At 41.6% G+C, this 16,397-nt stretch carries 16 protein-coding genes and 1 pseudogene; 14 read left to right on the forward strand and 3 right to left on the reverse strand.

All coding sequences use genetic code 11. The features are described from left to right. Positions 1–262 precede the first annotated feature (262 nt). From QGT46_RS12010 to QGT46_RS12065, 12 genes are all read left to right on the forward strand, one after another. Positions 263–508: a hypothetical protein gene (locus tag QGT46_RS12010; RefSeq protein ID WP_270432986.1), complete on the forward strand. Its 246-nt coding sequence runs from the start codon at positions 263–265 to the stop codon at positions 506–508. After that, on the forward strand, positions 489–650 hold the full coding sequence (locus QGT46_RS12015; RefSeq protein ID WP_301590999.1) for a hypothetical protein: 162 nt from the start codon (positions 489–491) through the stop codon (positions 648–650). Before QGT46_RS12010 ends, QGT46_RS12015 begins: the two co-directional genes overlap by 20 nt. 482 nt (positions 651–1,132) lie before the next feature. Beyond that, the gene (locus QGT46_RS12020; protein WP_024729203.1) at positions 1,133–2,098 is read left to right on the forward strand and encodes a sugar-binding transcriptional regulator; all 966 of its coding nucleotides are present in this window, start codon (positions 1,133–1,135) and stop codon (positions 2,096–2,098) included. 34 nt (positions 2,099–2,132) lie between these two features. After that, entirely contained in the window at positions 2,133–2,525 is a 393-nt protein-coding gene (locus QGT46_RS12025; protein ID WP_301591002.1) for a transcriptional regulator GutM, read from the forward strand. Positions 2,526–2,703: 178 nt separating this feature from the next. Further along, positions 2,704–3,225 carry a PTS glucitol/sorbitol transporter subunit IIC gene (gene srlA / locus QGT46_RS12030; RefSeq protein WP_024729205.1) on the forward strand — a complete coding sequence of 174 codons (522 nt, stop codon included), beginning with the start codon at positions 2,704–2,706 and terminating at the stop codon, positions 3,223–3,225. A gap of 21 nt (positions 3,226–3,246) precedes the next feature. After that, positions 3,247–4,242 carry a PTS glucitol/sorbitol transporter subunit IIB gene (gene srlE / locus QGT46_RS12035; protein WP_148459900.1) on the forward strand — a complete coding sequence of 332 codons (996 nt, stop codon included), beginning with the start codon at positions 3,247–3,249 and terminating at the stop codon, positions 4,240–4,242. A gap of 38 nt (positions 4,243–4,280) precedes the next feature. Then, complete coding sequence (locus QGT46_RS12040) at positions 4,281–4,649, forward strand: PTS glucitol/sorbitol transporter subunit IIA (RefSeq protein WP_024729213.1); 369 nt, start codon at positions 4,281–4,283, stop codon at positions 4,647–4,649. A gap of 41 nt (positions 4,650–4,690) precedes the next feature. Then, positions 4,691–6,010: an NAD(P)H-dependent oxidoreductase gene (locus QGT46_RS12045; protein WP_148459901.1), complete on the forward strand. Its 1,320-nt coding sequence runs from the start codon at positions 4,691–4,693 to the stop codon at positions 6,008–6,010. 97 nt (positions 6,011–6,107) lie between these two features. Then, positions 6,108–6,944 carry a class II fructose-bisphosphate aldolase gene (locus QGT46_RS12050; RefSeq protein ID WP_148459902.1) on the forward strand — a complete coding sequence of 279 codons (837 nt, stop codon included), beginning with the start codon at positions 6,108–6,110 and terminating at the stop codon, positions 6,942–6,944. Positions 6,945–6,973: 29 nt separating this feature from the next. Next, the gene (locus QGT46_RS12055; protein ID WP_148459903.1) at positions 6,974–7,495 is read left to right on the forward strand and encodes a YjbQ family protein; all 522 of its coding nucleotides are present in this window, start codon (positions 6,974–6,976) and stop codon (positions 7,493–7,495) included. 17 nt (positions 7,496–7,512) lie between these two features. Beyond that, positions 7,513–8,202, forward strand: coding sequence for a triose-phosphate isomerase (locus QGT46_RS12060; protein WP_024729217.1), 690 nt, complete (start codon positions 7,513–7,515; stop codon positions 8,200–8,202). A gap of 157 nt (positions 8,203–8,359) precedes the next feature. Then, the gene (locus tag QGT46_RS12065) at positions 8,360–9,064 is read left to right on the forward strand and encodes a ComF family protein (protein WP_148459904.1); all 705 of its coding nucleotides are present in this window, start codon (positions 8,360–8,362) and stop codon (positions 9,062–9,064) included. 310 nt (positions 9,065–9,374) lie between these two features. Here QGT46_RS12065 and QGT46_RS12070 read toward each other — a convergent pair whose 3' ends face one another. The 3 genes and pseudogenes from QGT46_RS12070 to QGT46_RS12080 form a co-directional block, all read right to left on the reverse strand. After that, positions 9,375–12,746, reverse strand: coding sequence for a leucine-rich repeat protein (locus QGT46_RS12070; protein WP_301591009.1), 3,372 nt, complete (start codon positions 12,744–12,746; stop codon positions 9,375–9,377). Between the two features lie 352 nt (positions 12,747–13,098). After that, the gene (locus tag QGT46_RS12075; RefSeq protein ID WP_024729220.1) at positions 13,099–13,704 is read right to left on the reverse strand and encodes a recombinase family protein; all 606 of its coding nucleotides are present in this window, start codon (positions 13,702–13,704) and stop codon (positions 13,099–13,101) included. Between the two features lie 120 nt (positions 13,705–13,824). Further along, positions 13,825–13,938, reverse strand: a pseudogene (locus QGT46_RS12080) (conjugal transfer protein); the annotation flags it as partial. A gap of 244 nt (positions 13,939–14,182) precedes the next feature. Here QGT46_RS12080 and QGT46_RS12085 point away from each other — a divergent pair. Further along, the gene (locus tag QGT46_RS12085) at positions 14,183–14,683 is read left to right on the forward strand and encodes a YbhB/YbcL family Raf kinase inhibitor-like protein (protein WP_148459905.1); all 501 of its coding nucleotides are present in this window, start codon (positions 14,183–14,185) and stop codon (positions 14,681–14,683) included. Positions 14,684–15,310: 627 nt separating this feature from the next. Next, complete coding sequence (gene mutY / locus QGT46_RS12090; RefSeq protein WP_148459906.1) at positions 15,311–16,363, forward strand: A/G-specific adenine glycosylase; 1,053 nt, start codon at positions 15,311–15,313, stop codon at positions 16,361–16,363. Positions 16,364–16,397: the final 34 nt, after the last annotated feature.

Consider the following 16,397-nt stretch of genomic DNA (forward strand, 5'->3'; position numbering starts at 1 on the left):
CTTTTGACACCCTAATCTTCATAGGAAAGTTCTACGACCTTCCCTATGAAATAAAAACGCTCCGCGGTTTGTGCACAGATGCGTAAGGAAATTATTTGCCTGCGGCAAATTGCATCTGGCACGCAAAGTTGTCAGGCCCCTCAAAGATTGAGGGGTTGGGGAGTTGAAGTGGGCTTGCCCACTTTGTTCATGTGTCGATATGATGTATAATGAAATGGATATATTAGGAAGACAGCAAAAGATATAGGGGAGGTAGCGGACAATGGGGATTCTCGATGTTTTATTGTCATCTGCTGTGATTGTAGCATTGATAGAATACATTTCTAAAAATAAGTCTAATAATATTCAATACATTACCAGTGCCAGAAGTGAGTGGAGAAAAGACATGAAACAGACAGCCTGTAATCTGTATCAGGCAGACAGAGAACATATTGGAGAAGTGTTTGCAGAGCTAAAGGTCAATTTAAATGGATATGGATTCCTCGTCAGTGAAAGTTATTACAAATAACAGTATCGGGCGCAGCATGATTGAAGCGGTACAGATGATCTACGGTGACTGCCCGAATATTGCCTGCATAGGACTGAAACTTTCTTGTATCTCCGATTATGATCGAATGTGCGGAAAACTGGTGGAGACGGTATACTTTTGACGTGGCGGATGAGGTATTTAAAATTGTTACAAAAAAATATCCTGAGATATTAATTTAGAAAACATCTGTAACTGAACATACGGATCAATGATGAAAAAAACCGGGATTTGCTCACCGGTTTTTTTGTTTTTAAGAATGGAAGCATTTTCTGAATAGAGAAATTCCTAGACTTGGCAAGTGAAAAAGTCAGGAGAATTAAACAAAAAAAGATCGAAAAAAGGTTAAAAAATTAACATAGTTACCAGAGGCTGTATACAATCACTTGAATTATTTGTATAAAATACTGTACAATTATATCTGTCATTTTTTTAACGATTTTTTAGAACAAATGTAAAAGCTTATGTTTCAAAAAAGTCTACTTCGACATTTGTTCAACGAAATTGCATTGATAAAGATTTAAGATTTTGATAGAGTTATTGCATGATAATTAATACAATCTATGGCATCATGGGATGGACATTAATACAAACAGGAGAAAACATATGAAAAAGATAGTGGATGATTGGAGATTGATTTACAAATGCTGCAGCTTATATTATGAAGATGATATGAAGCAGCAGGATATCAGCGATTACCTTGGGATTTCCAGAGCAACGGTTTCAAGAATGCTTCAGAAAGGCAAGGAAAGCGGGATCGTAAGAGTCGAAGTCATCAATCCGGTACAGTTTTCGTATGGCAAGCTGGAAAAGGCATTGGAACGGAAATATGGTTTAAAGGAAGTTGTGGTAGTGGAAAGCAGCCCGCTGGACACAAAGACAGATTCGATTTCCAGGCTGTATGAGAAGGCGGCACTGTTTCTTTCACAGTATTTTAAGGACGGGGATTACATAGGTGTTTCTATGGGATTCACCCTGCACAACGTAGCCCGCACCAACCGTGCATTTTCTAAGGAGAATCACTATATGTTTGTCCCGATCCTCGGTGGAGTAAGCCAGGGAACCGTTTCCAAAGTAGACGTGCAGGCCAACCAGATCGCAAAGGAATTTGCAAAGAAATTCGGCGGGACTTACACCCAGTTCCTTACACCTGCGGTTTTTTCTGAACGGAAGGTCATGGAGTACTTTTTGAAAGAGAAATCTGTGAACTATATCTTTGAAGACTTCAAGAAGCTGGACACTATTGTCATGGGAGTGGGTATCCCGGAAAGCGGAGGCTCCACTCTCATTCAGGCGGGTTATCTGACCAAGGAGGAGATGGATCAGTATGTTAAGCAGGGAGTTGCAGGGGACATTGCCCTTCAGTTCTTTGACAAAGAAGGGAATGCGGAACCGTTTCAGCAGTTTAATGAGAGAGTTGCAGGAATGACATTTCCTATGATCAAAAAGATCAGAAACCGTATTGCCATCGCAGGCGGAGCCAACCGGGCCGAAGCCGTAAAGGGAGCCATACGCGGAGGATATGTCAATATGCTGATCACAAATAACGAATGTGCTGAGAAGCTGTTATGAGAAAGGGGTACATTTAAAGATGCAGGGAATTTCGGTGTTTTTATTAGTTATCTTTGTATTGTTTGTTGTTCAGGCTGTCGGAGGATATTTTCAGGTGAAGGATTACCGCAGAGCGGTGAGGAGAGTTCATCAGCTTGGAAACGTCGGGATCGGCCAGAAGAAGGGAAGATTTCTCTCGGGGAATATTGTAATGATCGCGTGCGACAGCAGTGGGATCATCACAGGCGGAGAAATCATGGAGGGACTAAGTTTTCTCACGAAGTTTAAGCCCATTTCCAAAATTCTCGATAAGGAGATGGTAGGGACGAGTATTTATGAGCACCTGGATGTATTCCGGGGAATGGATAAGAAAAGAAGAAAATATTACAAAGGATATATCCGGGCACTGGAGGCTCTGGATATGCGGCTTCAGGGAACGACCCTTTAGTATTACTTTGGAATATATATATAGACTGACAAGATTGCAAAAAGAAGACTGACTGAACTTGTTTTGAGGGCCCAAAAGCATGTTTTAGATTGGTTTTTCTTTTTTGGAAATTTTGTCTGACAATATTTTATATATATAGGAGAAATTGATATATCTCAATTAAGAAGGAGGAGAAAATATGGAAATCATATCTAACGCTGCCAACGGATTTATTAAGCTATTCCAGGAGGGCGGTACCACATTTATGGGATGGGTGACAGGAATCATCCCGCTGGTTGTCTGCCTGATGACAGCCGTTAACTCAGTGATCAAGCTGATCGGAGAGGAGAGGGTGGAACGCTTCGCACAGAAGCTGACCAGATTTGCAGTACTTCGCTATACACTGCTTCCGATCATCGCGGTGCTGTTCTTGGGAAACCCGATGTGCTATACCTTCGGACGTTTCGTAGAAGAAAAATATAAACCTGCTTATTATGACTCCTGTGTAAGTTTTGTACACCCGGTTACCGGACTTTTCCCACATGCAAACCCCGGCGAACTGTTCGTATACACCGGTATCTCAGCCGGTATCACGAAGCTCGGTCTGTCCATTGGAGGACTTGCCGTGAGATACTTTATCGTCGGTGTGATCGTCATTCTGATCCGCGGATTGCTGACGGAACAGATTTACTTCAGAATGACTGGAAAAGCAAACAAATAATCTGTGGGAGGAGGAAAGAGTATGTATAAAACAATTACGATTAAAGCCGGAGACGGCGGTTGGGGAGGCCCCCTGACAATTACTGCAACTGAAAAATGCCATAAGATTTTAAGTGTAACCGGCGGAGGGATTCATCCGGTGGCACAGAAAATTGCAGACATGACTGGCGGAGAAGCGTTAGACGGATTTAAGACAACAGCGCCGGACGAAGAAGTGCTGGTAGCGGTAGTAGACTGCGGAGGAACCGCAAGATGCGGCGTTTACCCAAAGAAAGGTATCTTTACCGTCAACCTGATGCCGGTAGGGCAGGCAGGACCGCTTGCACAGTTTATCACACCGGAGATCTACGTATCCGCAGTGACAGAAAAATGTATCGTGGAATCTGACTATAAAGGTGTTACAGAGACAGCCAAACCGGCAGCCGCAGATAACGGGCCGAAATCCAAAGACCAGGCGAAAGAAGAGATCGCAGCTGCAAACAGCGGCAAGAAAGAAGGAATCATCGTGAAGATCGGAAAAGGCGTTGGAAACGTAGTCAGCAAGTTTTTCCAGGCCGGCCGTGAGACCATCGAGATGATCATCAAAAACGTGCTGCCATTCATGGCATTTACAAGTACCCTTCTGGGTATCATCAGTGCCAGCGGACTTGGAAATGTCATCGCAAAGACGATCTCCCCACTGTGCAGTACCCTGCCTGGAATGCTTGGTATCTCTTTCGTGTGTGCCCTGCCGTTCTTATCCCCGATTTTGGGGCCTGGAGCCGTTATCGCACAGGTAGTCGGAACTCTTTTGGGAGCACAGTTTGCTCTTGGAAACATCCCGCCGCAGTATGCACTGCCGGCATTGTTTGCTATCGATGCGCAGGTAGGTGCCGACTTCGTGCCGGTTGGACTGAGTCTTGGAGAATCAGAGCCGGAGACCATTGAAATGGGTGTTCCAGCTGTGCTGTTCTCAAGGATCGTAACCGGACCTTTGGCCGTATTGATCGCATTTGCATTCAGTATTGGAATGTATTAAGAAATATAGAACCAAAAATGGAGGGTAGAGACGAACATATGAAATATCAGTCAACCATCACAGGCTTAGGGCCGGACGCATTAGCGTTTCTCTCGGATGCCGATATGAACTTTATCATTATCTTTAATGAAGATGCTCCGCCGGAACTTGCTGAACTGTCAGTTTTACATACAAAGGCGGAACTTACAGAAGAACCTGCGGCAGGAGATACCATGACGATCTGCGGCAAAGATTTTAAGATCAGCGCTGTGGGCAGTGAAGCGCCGCATACCTTAAAGGAACTTGGACATTGTACATTAAGCTTTAAGGGCGGAACCGAGGCAGAACGCCCGGGATGCATTATGCTGGAAGGCAATGCATTGCTGCCGGAGGACTTGAAAGCCGGCGGTACTATTGAAATCAGGTAACAATCTAACAATCATACATAGAATTTAAGGAGATTGATGTTATGTTAAACATGGACAAAAAACTAATCAAGAGACAGGAAGAAGGAAAGATCATCAAGACTGGTATCGTAGGTGCCGGCCAGATGGGACGCGGAATGGTAACCCAGATGGTCTTAATGAACGGTATGATGCCGGCCATCGTTTCCGACATTAAAGTAGAAAACGCAGTCAATGCATTCAAATATGCAGGTGTAAAAGATGATGATATTGCAGTGGCAAAAACTCTTGCTGATGCAAACGCAGCTATGGAAGCAGGGAAATATGTAGCTTGTGAAGATGCAAACTTCGTATCCCAGGCGAACTTAGTAGAGTGTGCCATCGACGCAACTGGAGTGCCGGATGTAGGTGCAAAAGTCGCAACTGACGCAATGAAGAACAAAAAGCATGTGGTTATGCTGAACGTTGAGACTGACGTAGTCATCGGACCTTACTTAAAGAAGATGGCAGAAAAAGAAGGGGTTATCTATACAGGATCCGCAGGAGATGAGCCGGGAGCTGTCATGGAACTTTACAGCTTCGCAAAGGCAATGGGAATGAATGTAGAAGTCATGGGTAAAGGAAAGAACAACAAGCTTGACTACGACTGCAACCCAGACACTGTATTAGAAGAAGCAACCAGAAGGGTCATGAGCCCGAAGATGCTGTGCGCATTCAAAGACGGAACAAAGACTATGGTAGAGATGACCGCAATGTCCAACTACACAGGATTAGTGCCGGATGTGATCGGAGGACACGGACCACAGACTGCTCCTGGAACAGAAGGTATCAAAGAATTAAATGATATCTTAAAGCTTAAGAAAGACGGCGGAATCTTAAACAAACATGGGGTTGTTGAATATGTAAACGGAGTAGCACCTGGAGTCTTCGTAACGGTTTCTACACCAAACGAAGAGATCGCGTACCAGATGGCATACCATAGCATGGGACCCGGACCGCTCTGGACCTTATACCGTCCATACCACTTATGTAACTTAGAGACACCGCTTACGGTAGCGAAAGCAGTCATCGACGGAGAGGTTACCTGTGTGCCGATCGACGGGCTTGTATCTGAGTGTATCACAAGAGCGAAGATCGACCTGAAAGCAGGCCAGACTATCGACGGAATCGGAGGATTCACAACACACGGATCTATCGCGGAAGCAAAAGAATCTGATGCGAAGGGATACGTACCGTTTGGACTTGTGACAAACAAGGCAGTGATGAAGAGAGATGTGAAGAAGGGTGAACTTTTGACATACGATGATGTGGAATTAGATAAGTCTACGCTGATCTACCAGCTGAGAAAAGAGCAGGACGCAATGTACGGAAGAAACGTTTTATAGTTTAACAGCTAGGAACAGAAAGAAGATGTCCCGGAGGTCTGTGTTCGTTTGACGGACCTGACCTTTGAGACATTCTCAATTAAGGAGGAAAGAGAAGATGCTTGTAACTTCAAAGGAACTGTTTAAAAAAGCGCAGGAAGGGAAATTCGCGATCCCTGCACCAAACTTTATTGATCTTGAGTCTCTCCGCTGGCATGTGGAAACAGCCGAAAGACATAATCTCCCGCTGATCCTTGCACTGGCTGAGGCACATATCGGAGAAAACATTACATTAGAAGACGCTGCTTTGGTAGGAAAGAAATATGCCGAGGAAGCAAAAGTACCGGTTGTACTTCATCTTGATCACGGAACTACACCGGAAGTGATCAAAAAGGCAATCGATCTTGGATTTTCATCTGTCATGATTGACGCTTCACAGGATACTTTTGAAGAAAATGTAAGAAAAACTAAGGAAATCATTGACTATGCACATCCAAAAGGAGTGGTAGTTGAAGCAGAGATTGGTCATGTAGGAGCCGGTGAAAACTATGAGAACCATGAGACATCAGATTCTCAGTATACAACGGTAGAAAAGGCAAAGAAGTTTGCCGAGGAGACAGGCGTGGATTCACTTGCAATCTCCATCGGTACAGCACATGGAATGTATAAAGGCATTCCGGAAATTAATTTTGACAGACTGAAAGAAATCGCCGCGGCTGTTGACACTCCGCTTGTCCTTCACGGAGGATCTTCTTCAGGAGATGAAAACTTAAACCGCTGTGCAACAAATGGAATTACGAAAATCAATATCTTCTCTGACCTGTTAGTGGCGGCAAAAGAGGAGATTGACAATAATAAACCGGAAACGTATCTGGATGTAAAGGCATTGTCAAAACAGGGAATGCAGAAATGTCTGGAACACTACTATGCAGTATTTGAAACAAGGGAAGCTTAATTTCCAAGCTGTAAGGAGGAAAATCAATTATGACCGTATATAAAGAACAAATCAGCCTAGACTCTCATGGCACGACACCGACTTACCTGGATATCACCCCTCAGGTAAAGGAAGCAATCAAAAACAGCGGGATCAAGAGCGGAACCTGCACCGTCATCTCACCTCATACAACCTGTTCGGTTTTCTTTGAAGAATTTGTACACGATTACAATGAGGCAGGAGATGAGTTCCTTCAGGAAGACTTAAACAATGTACTTGAAAAGATTATTCCGAACCAGGATTCTAAAGAGCTCTACATTTATCCGGGAGAAAAACATTATGAGGCCGTGGAGGCATGGCCGAACGCTGCAGAATATCTTCCGGACGGGGACAGAAAAGCCCTCTGGAACTGTGATGCTCATCTAAAGGCTACTATGCTCGGCTCCAGCCAGGTATTTGACGTAGAAGACGGAAAATTAGGCGTCGGTTCCACCGGATATGTTTACTTTGTAGACTTTGACCGCACACGTGCCCGCACAAGAAAATGCAAGATCATTGTAATGGGTGAATAAGAAGGGATGGCATGAGCATGAAGAAAGAATTGAGAGTACCATTTTTAATTGTCAATCCGAAAGCATATATTTATGGAGAAGAATCCTTAGAGCTTGCAAAAGTCTGTGACCAGCTTGCTGAGGAATATGACATTGATATTATTTTTACAGGACAGCATGTGGACTTAAAACAGATCGCACAGGAGACGAAGAACCTGATCGTTACAACACAGCATATGGACGGATTAGTTCCGGGAAGAGGAATGGGATTCATCCTTCCGGATGCGCTGAAAGCAGCCGGAGTGGACGGTGTGATCTTAAACCACGCAGAGCATCCGCTTTCTATGTGTGACCTGGATAAGACCATCAAACGTGCAAATGAACTGGATATGATCACGATTGTGTGCTCAGATTCAGTGGAACAGACAAGGGCGGTTGCAGAGCTTGGACCTGATGTTATGATCTGTGAACCTACCAGCCTGATCGGAACAGGAAGCACAAGTGATGACGCATACATAGAAGCTACAAATGAAGCAGTGAAGTCAGTAAATCCTGATATCAAGATCATTCAGGCTGCCGGAGTCAGCACAGGGGATGACGTATACAGAGTCGTAGTGGGTGGAGCTCACGGAAGCGGCGGAACAAGCGGAATCCTGAATGCTCCTAGCAGAAAAGGAAAGATTGAAGAAATGCTTCAGGCGCTTGTAAAGGCGAAAAAAGAAATCTAAGAATCAAATATAATACCATCATGAATAAATCCTCAGAAAAGTTCCGTATCCTGAAAAGATACGGGACTTTTTTGAGCATGCAAGGAATTGTTTTTTTATAAGATTTGCGGTATGATCCATATATAAGGAATCGTCCTGCTTTCGGAAAGGATTTTTTATGTTATCTTTATTCCTGTCTTGCTTATTTCCGAGGCGCTGCCCGATCTGTCAACATATCTTAAAAAACCAGCAAAGTCTTATTTGTCCAAAATGCTGTCAGAGAGTCGTCTTTGTGCAGGAGCCGGCCTGTTTTTGCTGTGGAAAACCGCTTGAAAAAGACGAAACGGAATACTGCAGTGACTGCAGAAAGCATCCGAAGACATTTCAAAAAGGGATGGCACTGTGCGTATACAATGATGAAGTGAGGGATTCCCTTGCGGCGATCAAATATCAAAATCATAAGGAGTATGCAGACTTTTATATTATGGAAATAAAAAAGAGGAAATTAAAGCAGCTGAAAGATTTGGGAATTGATCTGATACTGCCTGTTCCGCTCCACAAGAGAAAAAAGAGACAGCGGGGATTTAACCAGGCGATGCTGTTTGCAGAAGGCATTGGAGAAATGCTCCATGTACCGGTCAGTGACTGCGTGCTGTTTAGAACCAAATATACAAAGCCTCTGAAGTCGTTAAATCCAAGGGAGCGTCTGGTATCTATGGAACACAGTTTCTGGGCTTCGGATGAGGTGAAAGGAAAGAGAATCCTCTTGGTAGATGATATTTATACCACAGGGGCCACTGCGGAAAGCTGTACGAGAGCTTTGAAAGCGGCAGGTGCAGAAAATGTGTGGGTGTTTTGTGTGGCAATCGGATATGGAATATAAAGGGCTAAAGCAGACGATATAAATCCTGATTGGATTCTATGATCCAGTCTATGTGAGCCACGCAGATTGCTATTTTTAATATCCTTATAGATACTATATATTTAAGTAGTTTTATGATTTAAAAATCACTCATTTTACCACGGATTTACCACGATTCAATGAGCCTTGATATGACGATAATATCAACCTGCATACTGATTTTACTGCAATGGACTTTCACTATAGAATACGGGCATGTCCGTCATACTGAAAAAGCTCGTACAAAACATATAGTCTGTACGAGCCGATTAAAGCCCTCCCACAACGGTTATCAGCTTTTACGTGATTTCCTTACCGCAAATGAGCCAGCAAGCAGACCAAGAGAAACTATCATCAGCGCAAGCCATGCCGTTATATTGGCGGTATCGCCAGTCTTAGGGTTGTCAGATGCTGTCAGCTTATCCGTATTTGCTGGTTTCTTATCTGTATCAGTGCCAGTTGGCTTCTTGTCGGTGTCCGTTGCTGGCTTTTGTGTTTCTTTTTCCTTGATGGTAACAGTAATTGCCTTTGTGACGGAAGCTCCCTGACTATCTGTTGCCTTGTAAATTACTTTGTATGTTCCAGCTTTTGAAGTATCTACGTTATTGCTGATAACCTCAATGCTCTTTGTAATATCTCCGTCCTCTTTGTCTGTAGCCGTAACGTTCGCCTTTGCGTCGAATTTATCACCAATGGTTAAAACTACATCATTTGCTTTGATGGTAGGAATGCCATTCCATTTTGCATATAAAGTAATATCTTGCGTAATCGGTGTCTTAAAATCAAATACCTTTGTACATTCTTTATTCGTATACCACCCAACAAAGCGATAACCTTCTCGAGTTGTTTCAGGTTCACTAATTTCCTTGTTGTATTCAGCATTTGTTTCGTTTACTTTAGAACCGCCATTTGTATCAAAGATTACCTGATGAATCGGGCATACTATACTTTCCCCATTAACAACCTCATAATGATCGTTATCATCTGGTGTAAATGTCCATTTATAGGCAGTTCCAGCCTGTACCGTTTGATTTCCATTTTCCCACGTAAATGTTCCAGTGACTGTTTTTCCAATCTTATTTTTCATTGTTCCACTGAGTTGAACATCTGACAACGTCTTTCCACTTTCAATGAAATTAAATGTAGGACATCCTTTTGGACTACCCTTAATAATTCTATAACGACGTGATACATAACAATAAGTCTTTGTATAGTTATTATATCCATTCACAACGAATGAGTAGACACCTAATTCTTTTGGAGCAATTGCTTTTAAAGCATCTGTAGTCAGTTCCGTATTTTTAACTTTAGTTAAGTGTGTACCACTAAAGGCTGTTCCCTCCTCAACTGCATGAAAATGAGCAGTAAATTGTGTGATCGTGTTAGTAGTGGTTTCACCCTTGGTATATAAGGTAGTTAAATCTCTCGTAGTAGGAACAATGCCTTCACCAGCATATTCATACTCTTGACGCTCATCAAAGGTGTCTAATGGGTTCTCATCTCCCTCAAGATACATATCTACCTCAACCATACCCTTTTCATAACAAGTGACATATAATATAATTGTATCTTCTGGTTTCCAATTCGTACCAACAGTAGTGAAACGATAGTTTGGATTCTTTAGTTTCATTTTTACACGAATACTATGAGGATTCCCCTTTTCATCAATAGTTGGATGAGTTGGTAAAGTATCAGTAGTAATTTGGTTATCACTAACATCATTTACATAGGTATATTCCACATCGCCGTCTGCTCCCATACCAGGTTTAAGTGTAATCTTTGACTTAGAAGTATCTGCTTCATAAGTACCAGATTCTCCATCTTTCTCTTTTACTGGATAGAATCCTAAAATATCACTAATCTTAGGTGCTGTCCCATCTTCATTTAATGAATATACAATATATGGTCGACCGTCTTCTGTTTCATCTGGTGAACCATAGATAATTCTCATAGGAGTTACTTCTATATTGACCGTTAGGGTTCCAGTACTGCCATGGTCATCTGTAGCAGTGGCAGTGATGGTAGTTTTACCAACCTTATTTGCCTTTAGCTTTTTACCCTCAATAGAGACAATGGTTCTATCGCCGGATTCCCAGTTGGAAAGAGTGACATCAGCAATGGTCGGAAGCGCCTTAGTAGAGCCATACTCCATGGAAACATCATCCGTTTTCAGTTCGATCCACTTGGCGTAGTAGGTTTCGCCTGTTGTTGGCATGGTAACTTTATCGCCCCAATCGTTGTTTGTGCCGTCTTTGGTGTACCAGCCCTTAAAGATGCTACCCGATTTAGAAGGGACGGCCAGCTTTCCTTGTTCAAATACTGTATCGTCAGCAAAAGTACCGCCATTGGTAACCGCAAGAGCAGTTTTAGTTGTATCAAAGCCATTTGATGTCGAAGCTAAATTACTAGAATTCTGTAGCATTAATGCAATTAAAGATTTATTGCCCAAATAAATCATGCTGTTCGACGACATTCCTTTAAATATCTGATTATTGGCATTTATTCCTTGAGGAATATTCTTTACTGACGACGGGATGTAGGCAGCTACCAGTGAAGAAGCTCCGTAAAACGCTTTAGAACCGAGTGTAGTGAGTTGATTGGGCAGTATCACTTTTTCTAAACTTGAACATCCTTCAAATGCTGAGTTCTCAATTTGAATAACAGAATCAGGAATAAAAAGAGAAGACAGTTTCGAACAGTTTTTAAATGTATCTTTGTTTATTTTTATAAAGTTTGAATTATCAGGAAGCGCAATCTTTGTAAGGTCGCTGCAGTTCATAAAAGCCTGAGCTCCTATCGTTGTTATCGTATTTGGCAACTGTATTTCTTTTAACGACTTACACTCCTGAAATGCTGAAGTCCCGATTTCAGTAATAGCTCCCTTGAAAACTACCTCCTCAATATTTGTTTTGCCAAAGGCATAGGTGGGAATCGAAGTAACCCTACTCGGAACAGAAAGACTTCCTGACAAAGAACTATTATAAAAAGCTTGTTCTTCAATAGTTTCTAAATTTTCAGGAAGATTAATTGAAGCAATAGCAGAGCCATAAAAAGAATCCTTACCTATCCTAAGAAGTGAAGAAGGCAAACTTACTAGTTTCAGATTTTTATAGTTTTTGAAAGACTTCGCTCCTACAGAGGTAACTCCACTTTCAATTACAACTTTTTCAATTTGGTTAGAATAGGCATCCCACTCTGGTGCACCGCTGTTGATATTATTAGGATATCCAGTATACGCATCTCCCATAGGACCAGAACCAGAAATAATAAGAGTATACATGTTTTCGCTTGAAGTAGATGAGTCAAGTCTCCACGTCACAGTATTCGTATATCCATTTATAGAATATGGTCCACAATTTCCGCGTATAGTATCATTGGACTGTGGTGTAATCTCTGCTTCTGGTTCAGTTTCCGCAATACTACGGTTCATTATTTCAGAACCGCTCTCTGTTTTTGTGTTCACATCATCTTCGCCCGTTGTGTCTGTATTTTTGGTATCGTCCGTTGTTGCACCAGTCGTATTATCTGTCGTAGAGTCAGCTACATTTTCCTGCGCTATGGTATCATCATTTTCCTGTGCGAAAGCAAGATTAGACTGTACACCAAATAACATACATAAGACAAGCACACAGGCAAGTATGCTTTTTAATTTTTTTAGCTTCATCTTATTTATCTCCTTTTTTATTTTTCATATTTGTGGAGGTCTTGAACCAGACAGGGCAAATCCTACATCTCCATGAGCCATTGTTTCTCTGGTTCGCTCTCCCGATTTCTCATTATGAAAAATCTTCGTTTTGCCGTTATCTCGTTTTCCCCCTCCCCTCAATGTAGATTTATGATATTCACATCAGGATAAATGGATTGAATGGTTAGAAGTACACACGGCACAAAAAGCAGACTTTTTGTGCCGTGTGTGTTATCATTTAGTATAGGATAATTTTGGATAAAAATAGCGGTTTTAAACTTAAATCAGTACAAAAAAACAAAGTTTAGAAGTGGCAGAGAAAGTCTACTTTTTATGCCTTTTGTTGTTGGTAACGGGCTATCCACCTCGCAAACGTAGTGTGATGAGTGTTTAGTCGTCGTCCACCCTCACGCATACTGATTTCCCCAGTTTCCCACAGTTGATAAATTTCTTCAAATTGCTCTGGGAAATCATGCTTTGGTCGTCCAAATTGTACGCCTTTTTCCTTTGCGATACGTATTCCTTCCGCTTGCCTTTGCTTCGTATTCTCTCTTTCTATCTGGGCGACATAGGAAAGTATCTGCAATACCAAATCTGCTATGAATTTTCCTGTAACGCCATTCACTTGATTTCTGGTATCAAGCAGAGGGAAATCCAATACAATCAGTTCAATGTCTTTTACTCTTGTTAGATAACGCCATTGCTCCAGTATTTCATCATAATCACGTCCCAGACGGTCTATGGACTTAATATAAAGCTCGTCGCCTGCTTTCAGTTTCCTCACCAGCCTTTGATAATTCTTGCGTATAAAATCCTTTCCTGATTGTTTATCAATATACATCTGCTTCTTTGTCAGTCCAATTTCCTGCATGGCTTCCACCTGCCTTGCGATATTCTGGTCTTTGCTTGAAACTCGGATATATGCGTATTTCGCCATAATAAATTCCTCCTTTGTTATTATCCACAAAGGAGATTATAATCAAGGTATTAGGATAAAAGATGAATAAATAGCAGGGGACAGCGTGCAGACTTACAAAAAATGCACGCTGTTAAAAATCTATCCTACAATCTTCCAGTTACTATCCTTATGTAACACAACCTCAAACTGTGATACCTGCGTAGCCTTTGTCTCATTACCCATATACTTCACAGCTTCTTTGACTTCCACATGGCTGTAAACATTCTGCCATTCTATTCCTTTCTTCCTCTTGATTATCTCAGCACAGTAAAAAAAGCCCGATCATTATGCAACACATTGGAATAGAGTATTTAAAAGAAACAGGAAAAGAGGAAGAATTAAAAAGTAAAAATATCATTCCCGATTAACCACCCACAAAAAAGTGGGTAATTAACGTTTCTTTAAACTCTTGCTATCATTACCATTGAAAATCATAAACATAATGGGAGGTATACAAATGATTATTTCAAGCAGTGGTATTGATAACGGTTTTATTAAAAAAGAGCATGGCAGATATGGAACACAATTTAACCAAAATAATGTTCCTACTTACTCATTACCATTTAAAATTGAAGATGAACCAAAAGAAACGGTTTCATTTGCTTTTATTTTACTAGATAAAGACGCATATCCAGTTACAGGCTTTATCTGGGTACATTGGATTGGTGCAAATTTGACAAGGCATGAATTGAAAGAAAATGAAAGTCAAACGGCAGTTGACTTTATTCAAGGTGCAAATAGTTGGATAAGTGTACAGGGAAATCAACAATCAATAGAGTTATCAAGTTGTTATGGTGGTATGACACCACCTGATAAGTCACATACATATGAGTTGCATATTTATGCGTTAGATAAAATCCTTGATTTGAAGAACGGTTTCTTTCTCAATGAGCTGTATGAAAGTATGGAAGGACACATACTAGATGAAGCAATTCTAAAAGGAATATATGAAAAGTAAAATATTATGATTGGATTAAGAGCTATCAAAACAGTAATTTCTGTATTCCTGTGTTTTGTGATAGACGGTTTAAGGGGGATAGTGTTTCATTTTATGCTGTCATTGCTTCAATATTATGTATGCAATCAGATATGGAAAGTAGCCTTATTGTAGCCAAAATCGAGAAATCGCTACAATTATCGGAGGAATAGAGGGAATGTGCTTTTTGATAGTAGAAAGAATGTTCAGACCTATAAGTTCCGAAATTATAAGGGAATTAATTTTGTCTATTACCCTTATACCAATTATCTATTTATCAGTGGTCTTAAAGCAACAGAAAGGAACTTTTTTAATGTGTGTCGTATTTTTGTGTGTTACAGTAACTCACAATACCGATACAAGTCCCCTAGCATTTGCTATAAATAGAATTGTTGATACATCACTTGGGATAAGTGTTTTTCTATACGGTAAAATGTTTGAAAATATAATAATTATGCGGATAATCGAAAATAAGATATAAAATTTCATTTAATACAATTTAATGTTTTGAAACCTTTCCATAAATCTCAAGGTAGAAATCTGCCTGGTTCCCTGATATAATAAAACGTCAGGATTGCTGACCATTTTATTGATAGAAGGGACTTTGTAATGGAATTGACAAAAGAAATCGGAGAAGCACTGCTTTTCTGGTATGACCATAATGCAAGAATCCTGCCCTGGCGGGCGGACAAGAATCCATACCGCATCTGGGTTTCTGAGATCATGCTCCAGCAGACCAGAGTGGAGGCAGTGAAGCCCTATTTTGACCACTTTATGGAGGAACTGCCGGAGGTAAAGGATCTGGCAGAAGTGGATGAAGAAAAACTTATGAAACTGTGGGAGGGGCTGGGCTATTATAACCGGGCCAGAAACTTAAAAACCGCGGCTCAAACCATCGTAAAACAGTATGATGGAAAACTTCCGGATGACTATGATAAACTGCTTTCGTTAAAAGGGATCGGTATGTACACGGCGGGAGCCATCGCCTCTATCGCTTATGACATCAGAGTTCCGGCCGTTGACGGAAATGTGCTGCGTGTTATGGCAAGGCTGCTGGGAGATGATTCCGATATCCTGAAAGAAAAAACGAAAAAAGAGATGGCAGAGAAAGTCATGGAGATCATGCCGGATCAAAGGGCCGGAGATTTTAATCAGGCGCTGATCGAACTGGGGGCCATTGTCTGTGTGCCTAACGGAGAGCCGAAATGTTGTGACTGTCCATGGGACACAGTTTGTACCGCATACAGAGAGGATCTGATCGACAAGCTGCCGGTGAAGAAGCCGAAAAAGAAACGGAAGATAGAAAAGAGGACCGTGTTCGTCATCGAGACGGACGGCATGGTAGCTCTTCATAAAAGAGAAGAGAAAGGTCTTTTGGCGGGACTGTGGGAATTTCCCAATATACTCGGGAAGTGCAGTCAGGATCTGGTGAAAGAAACATTGGACGGCTGGGGCATGACTGACTGTGCTTATGAATTTACGCATGAGGGGAAACATATTTTCAGCCACATTGAATGGCAGATGAGAGGAGTTTTGGTTTCTCTGAAAGAACCGGTGGAGTCAGAGGAACTTACATGGGTCAGCAAGAAGGATTTAGAAGAGGAATATGCCATTCCATCGGCATTTGAAATGTTTAGGGAGTCTTTACAATCTGCCTATTAAAGGGTACAATTACAGAAGCTATATATTATTTTAA

The organism is Anaerostipes faecis (genome assembly GCF_910574135.1).
Taxonomy (GTDB): Bacteria; Bacillota; Clostridia; order Lachnospirales; family Lachnospiraceae; genus Anaerostipes; species Anaerostipes hominis.

Bases quoted from the DNA above. Each gene is read 5' to 3' on its own strand.
- mutY (WP_148459906.1), top strand. From the start codon at position 15,311: ATGGAATTGACAAAAGAAATCGGAGAAGCACTGCTTTTCTGGTATGAC.
- QGT46_RS12075 (WP_024729220.1), bottom strand. From the start codon at position 13,704: ATGGCGAAATACGCATATATCCGAGTTTCAAGCAAAGACCAGAATATC.
- QGT46_RS12050 (WP_148459902.1), top strand. From the start codon at position 6,108: ATGCTTGTAACTTCAAAGGAACTGTTTAAAAAAGCGCAGGAAGGGAAA.
- srlA (WP_024729205.1), top strand. From the start codon at position 2,704: ATGGAAATCATATCTAACGCTGCCAACGGATTTATTAAGCTATTCCAG.
- QGT46_RS12085 (WP_148459905.1), top strand. From the start codon at position 14,183: ATGATTATTTCAAGCAGTGGTATTGATAACGGTTTTATTAAAAAAGAG.
- QGT46_RS12020 (WP_024729203.1), top strand. From the start codon at position 1,133: ATGAAAAAGATAGTGGATGATTGGAGATTGATTTACAAATGCTGCAGC.
- QGT46_RS12040 (WP_024729213.1), top strand. From the start codon at position 4,281: ATGAAATATCAGTCAACCATCACAGGCTTAGGGCCGGACGCATTAGCG.
- QGT46_RS12065 (WP_148459904.1), top strand. From the start codon at position 8,360: ATGTTATCTTTATTCCTGTCTTGCTTATTTCCGAGGCGCTGCCCGATC.
- QGT46_RS12010 (WP_270432986.1), top strand. From the start codon at position 263: ATGGGGATTCTCGATGTTTTATTGTCATCTGCTGTGATTGTAGCATTG.
- QGT46_RS12045 (WP_148459901.1), top strand. From the start codon at position 4,691: ATGTTAAACATGGACAAAAAACTAATCAAGAGACAGGAAGAAGGAAAG.
- QGT46_RS12070 (WP_301591009.1), bottom strand. From the start codon at position 12,746: ATGAAGCTAAAAAAATTAAAAAGCATACTTGCCTGTGTGCTTGTCTTA.
- QGT46_RS12055 (WP_148459903.1), top strand. From the start codon at position 6,974: ATGACCGTATATAAAGAACAAATCAGCCTAGACTCTCATGGCACGACA.
- QGT46_RS12060 (WP_024729217.1), top strand. From the start codon at position 7,513: ATGAAGAAAGAATTGAGAGTACCATTTTTAATTGTCAATCCGAAAGCA.
- srlE (WP_148459900.1), top strand. From the start codon at position 3,247: ATGTATAAAACAATTACGATTAAAGCCGGAGACGGCGGTTGGGGAGGC.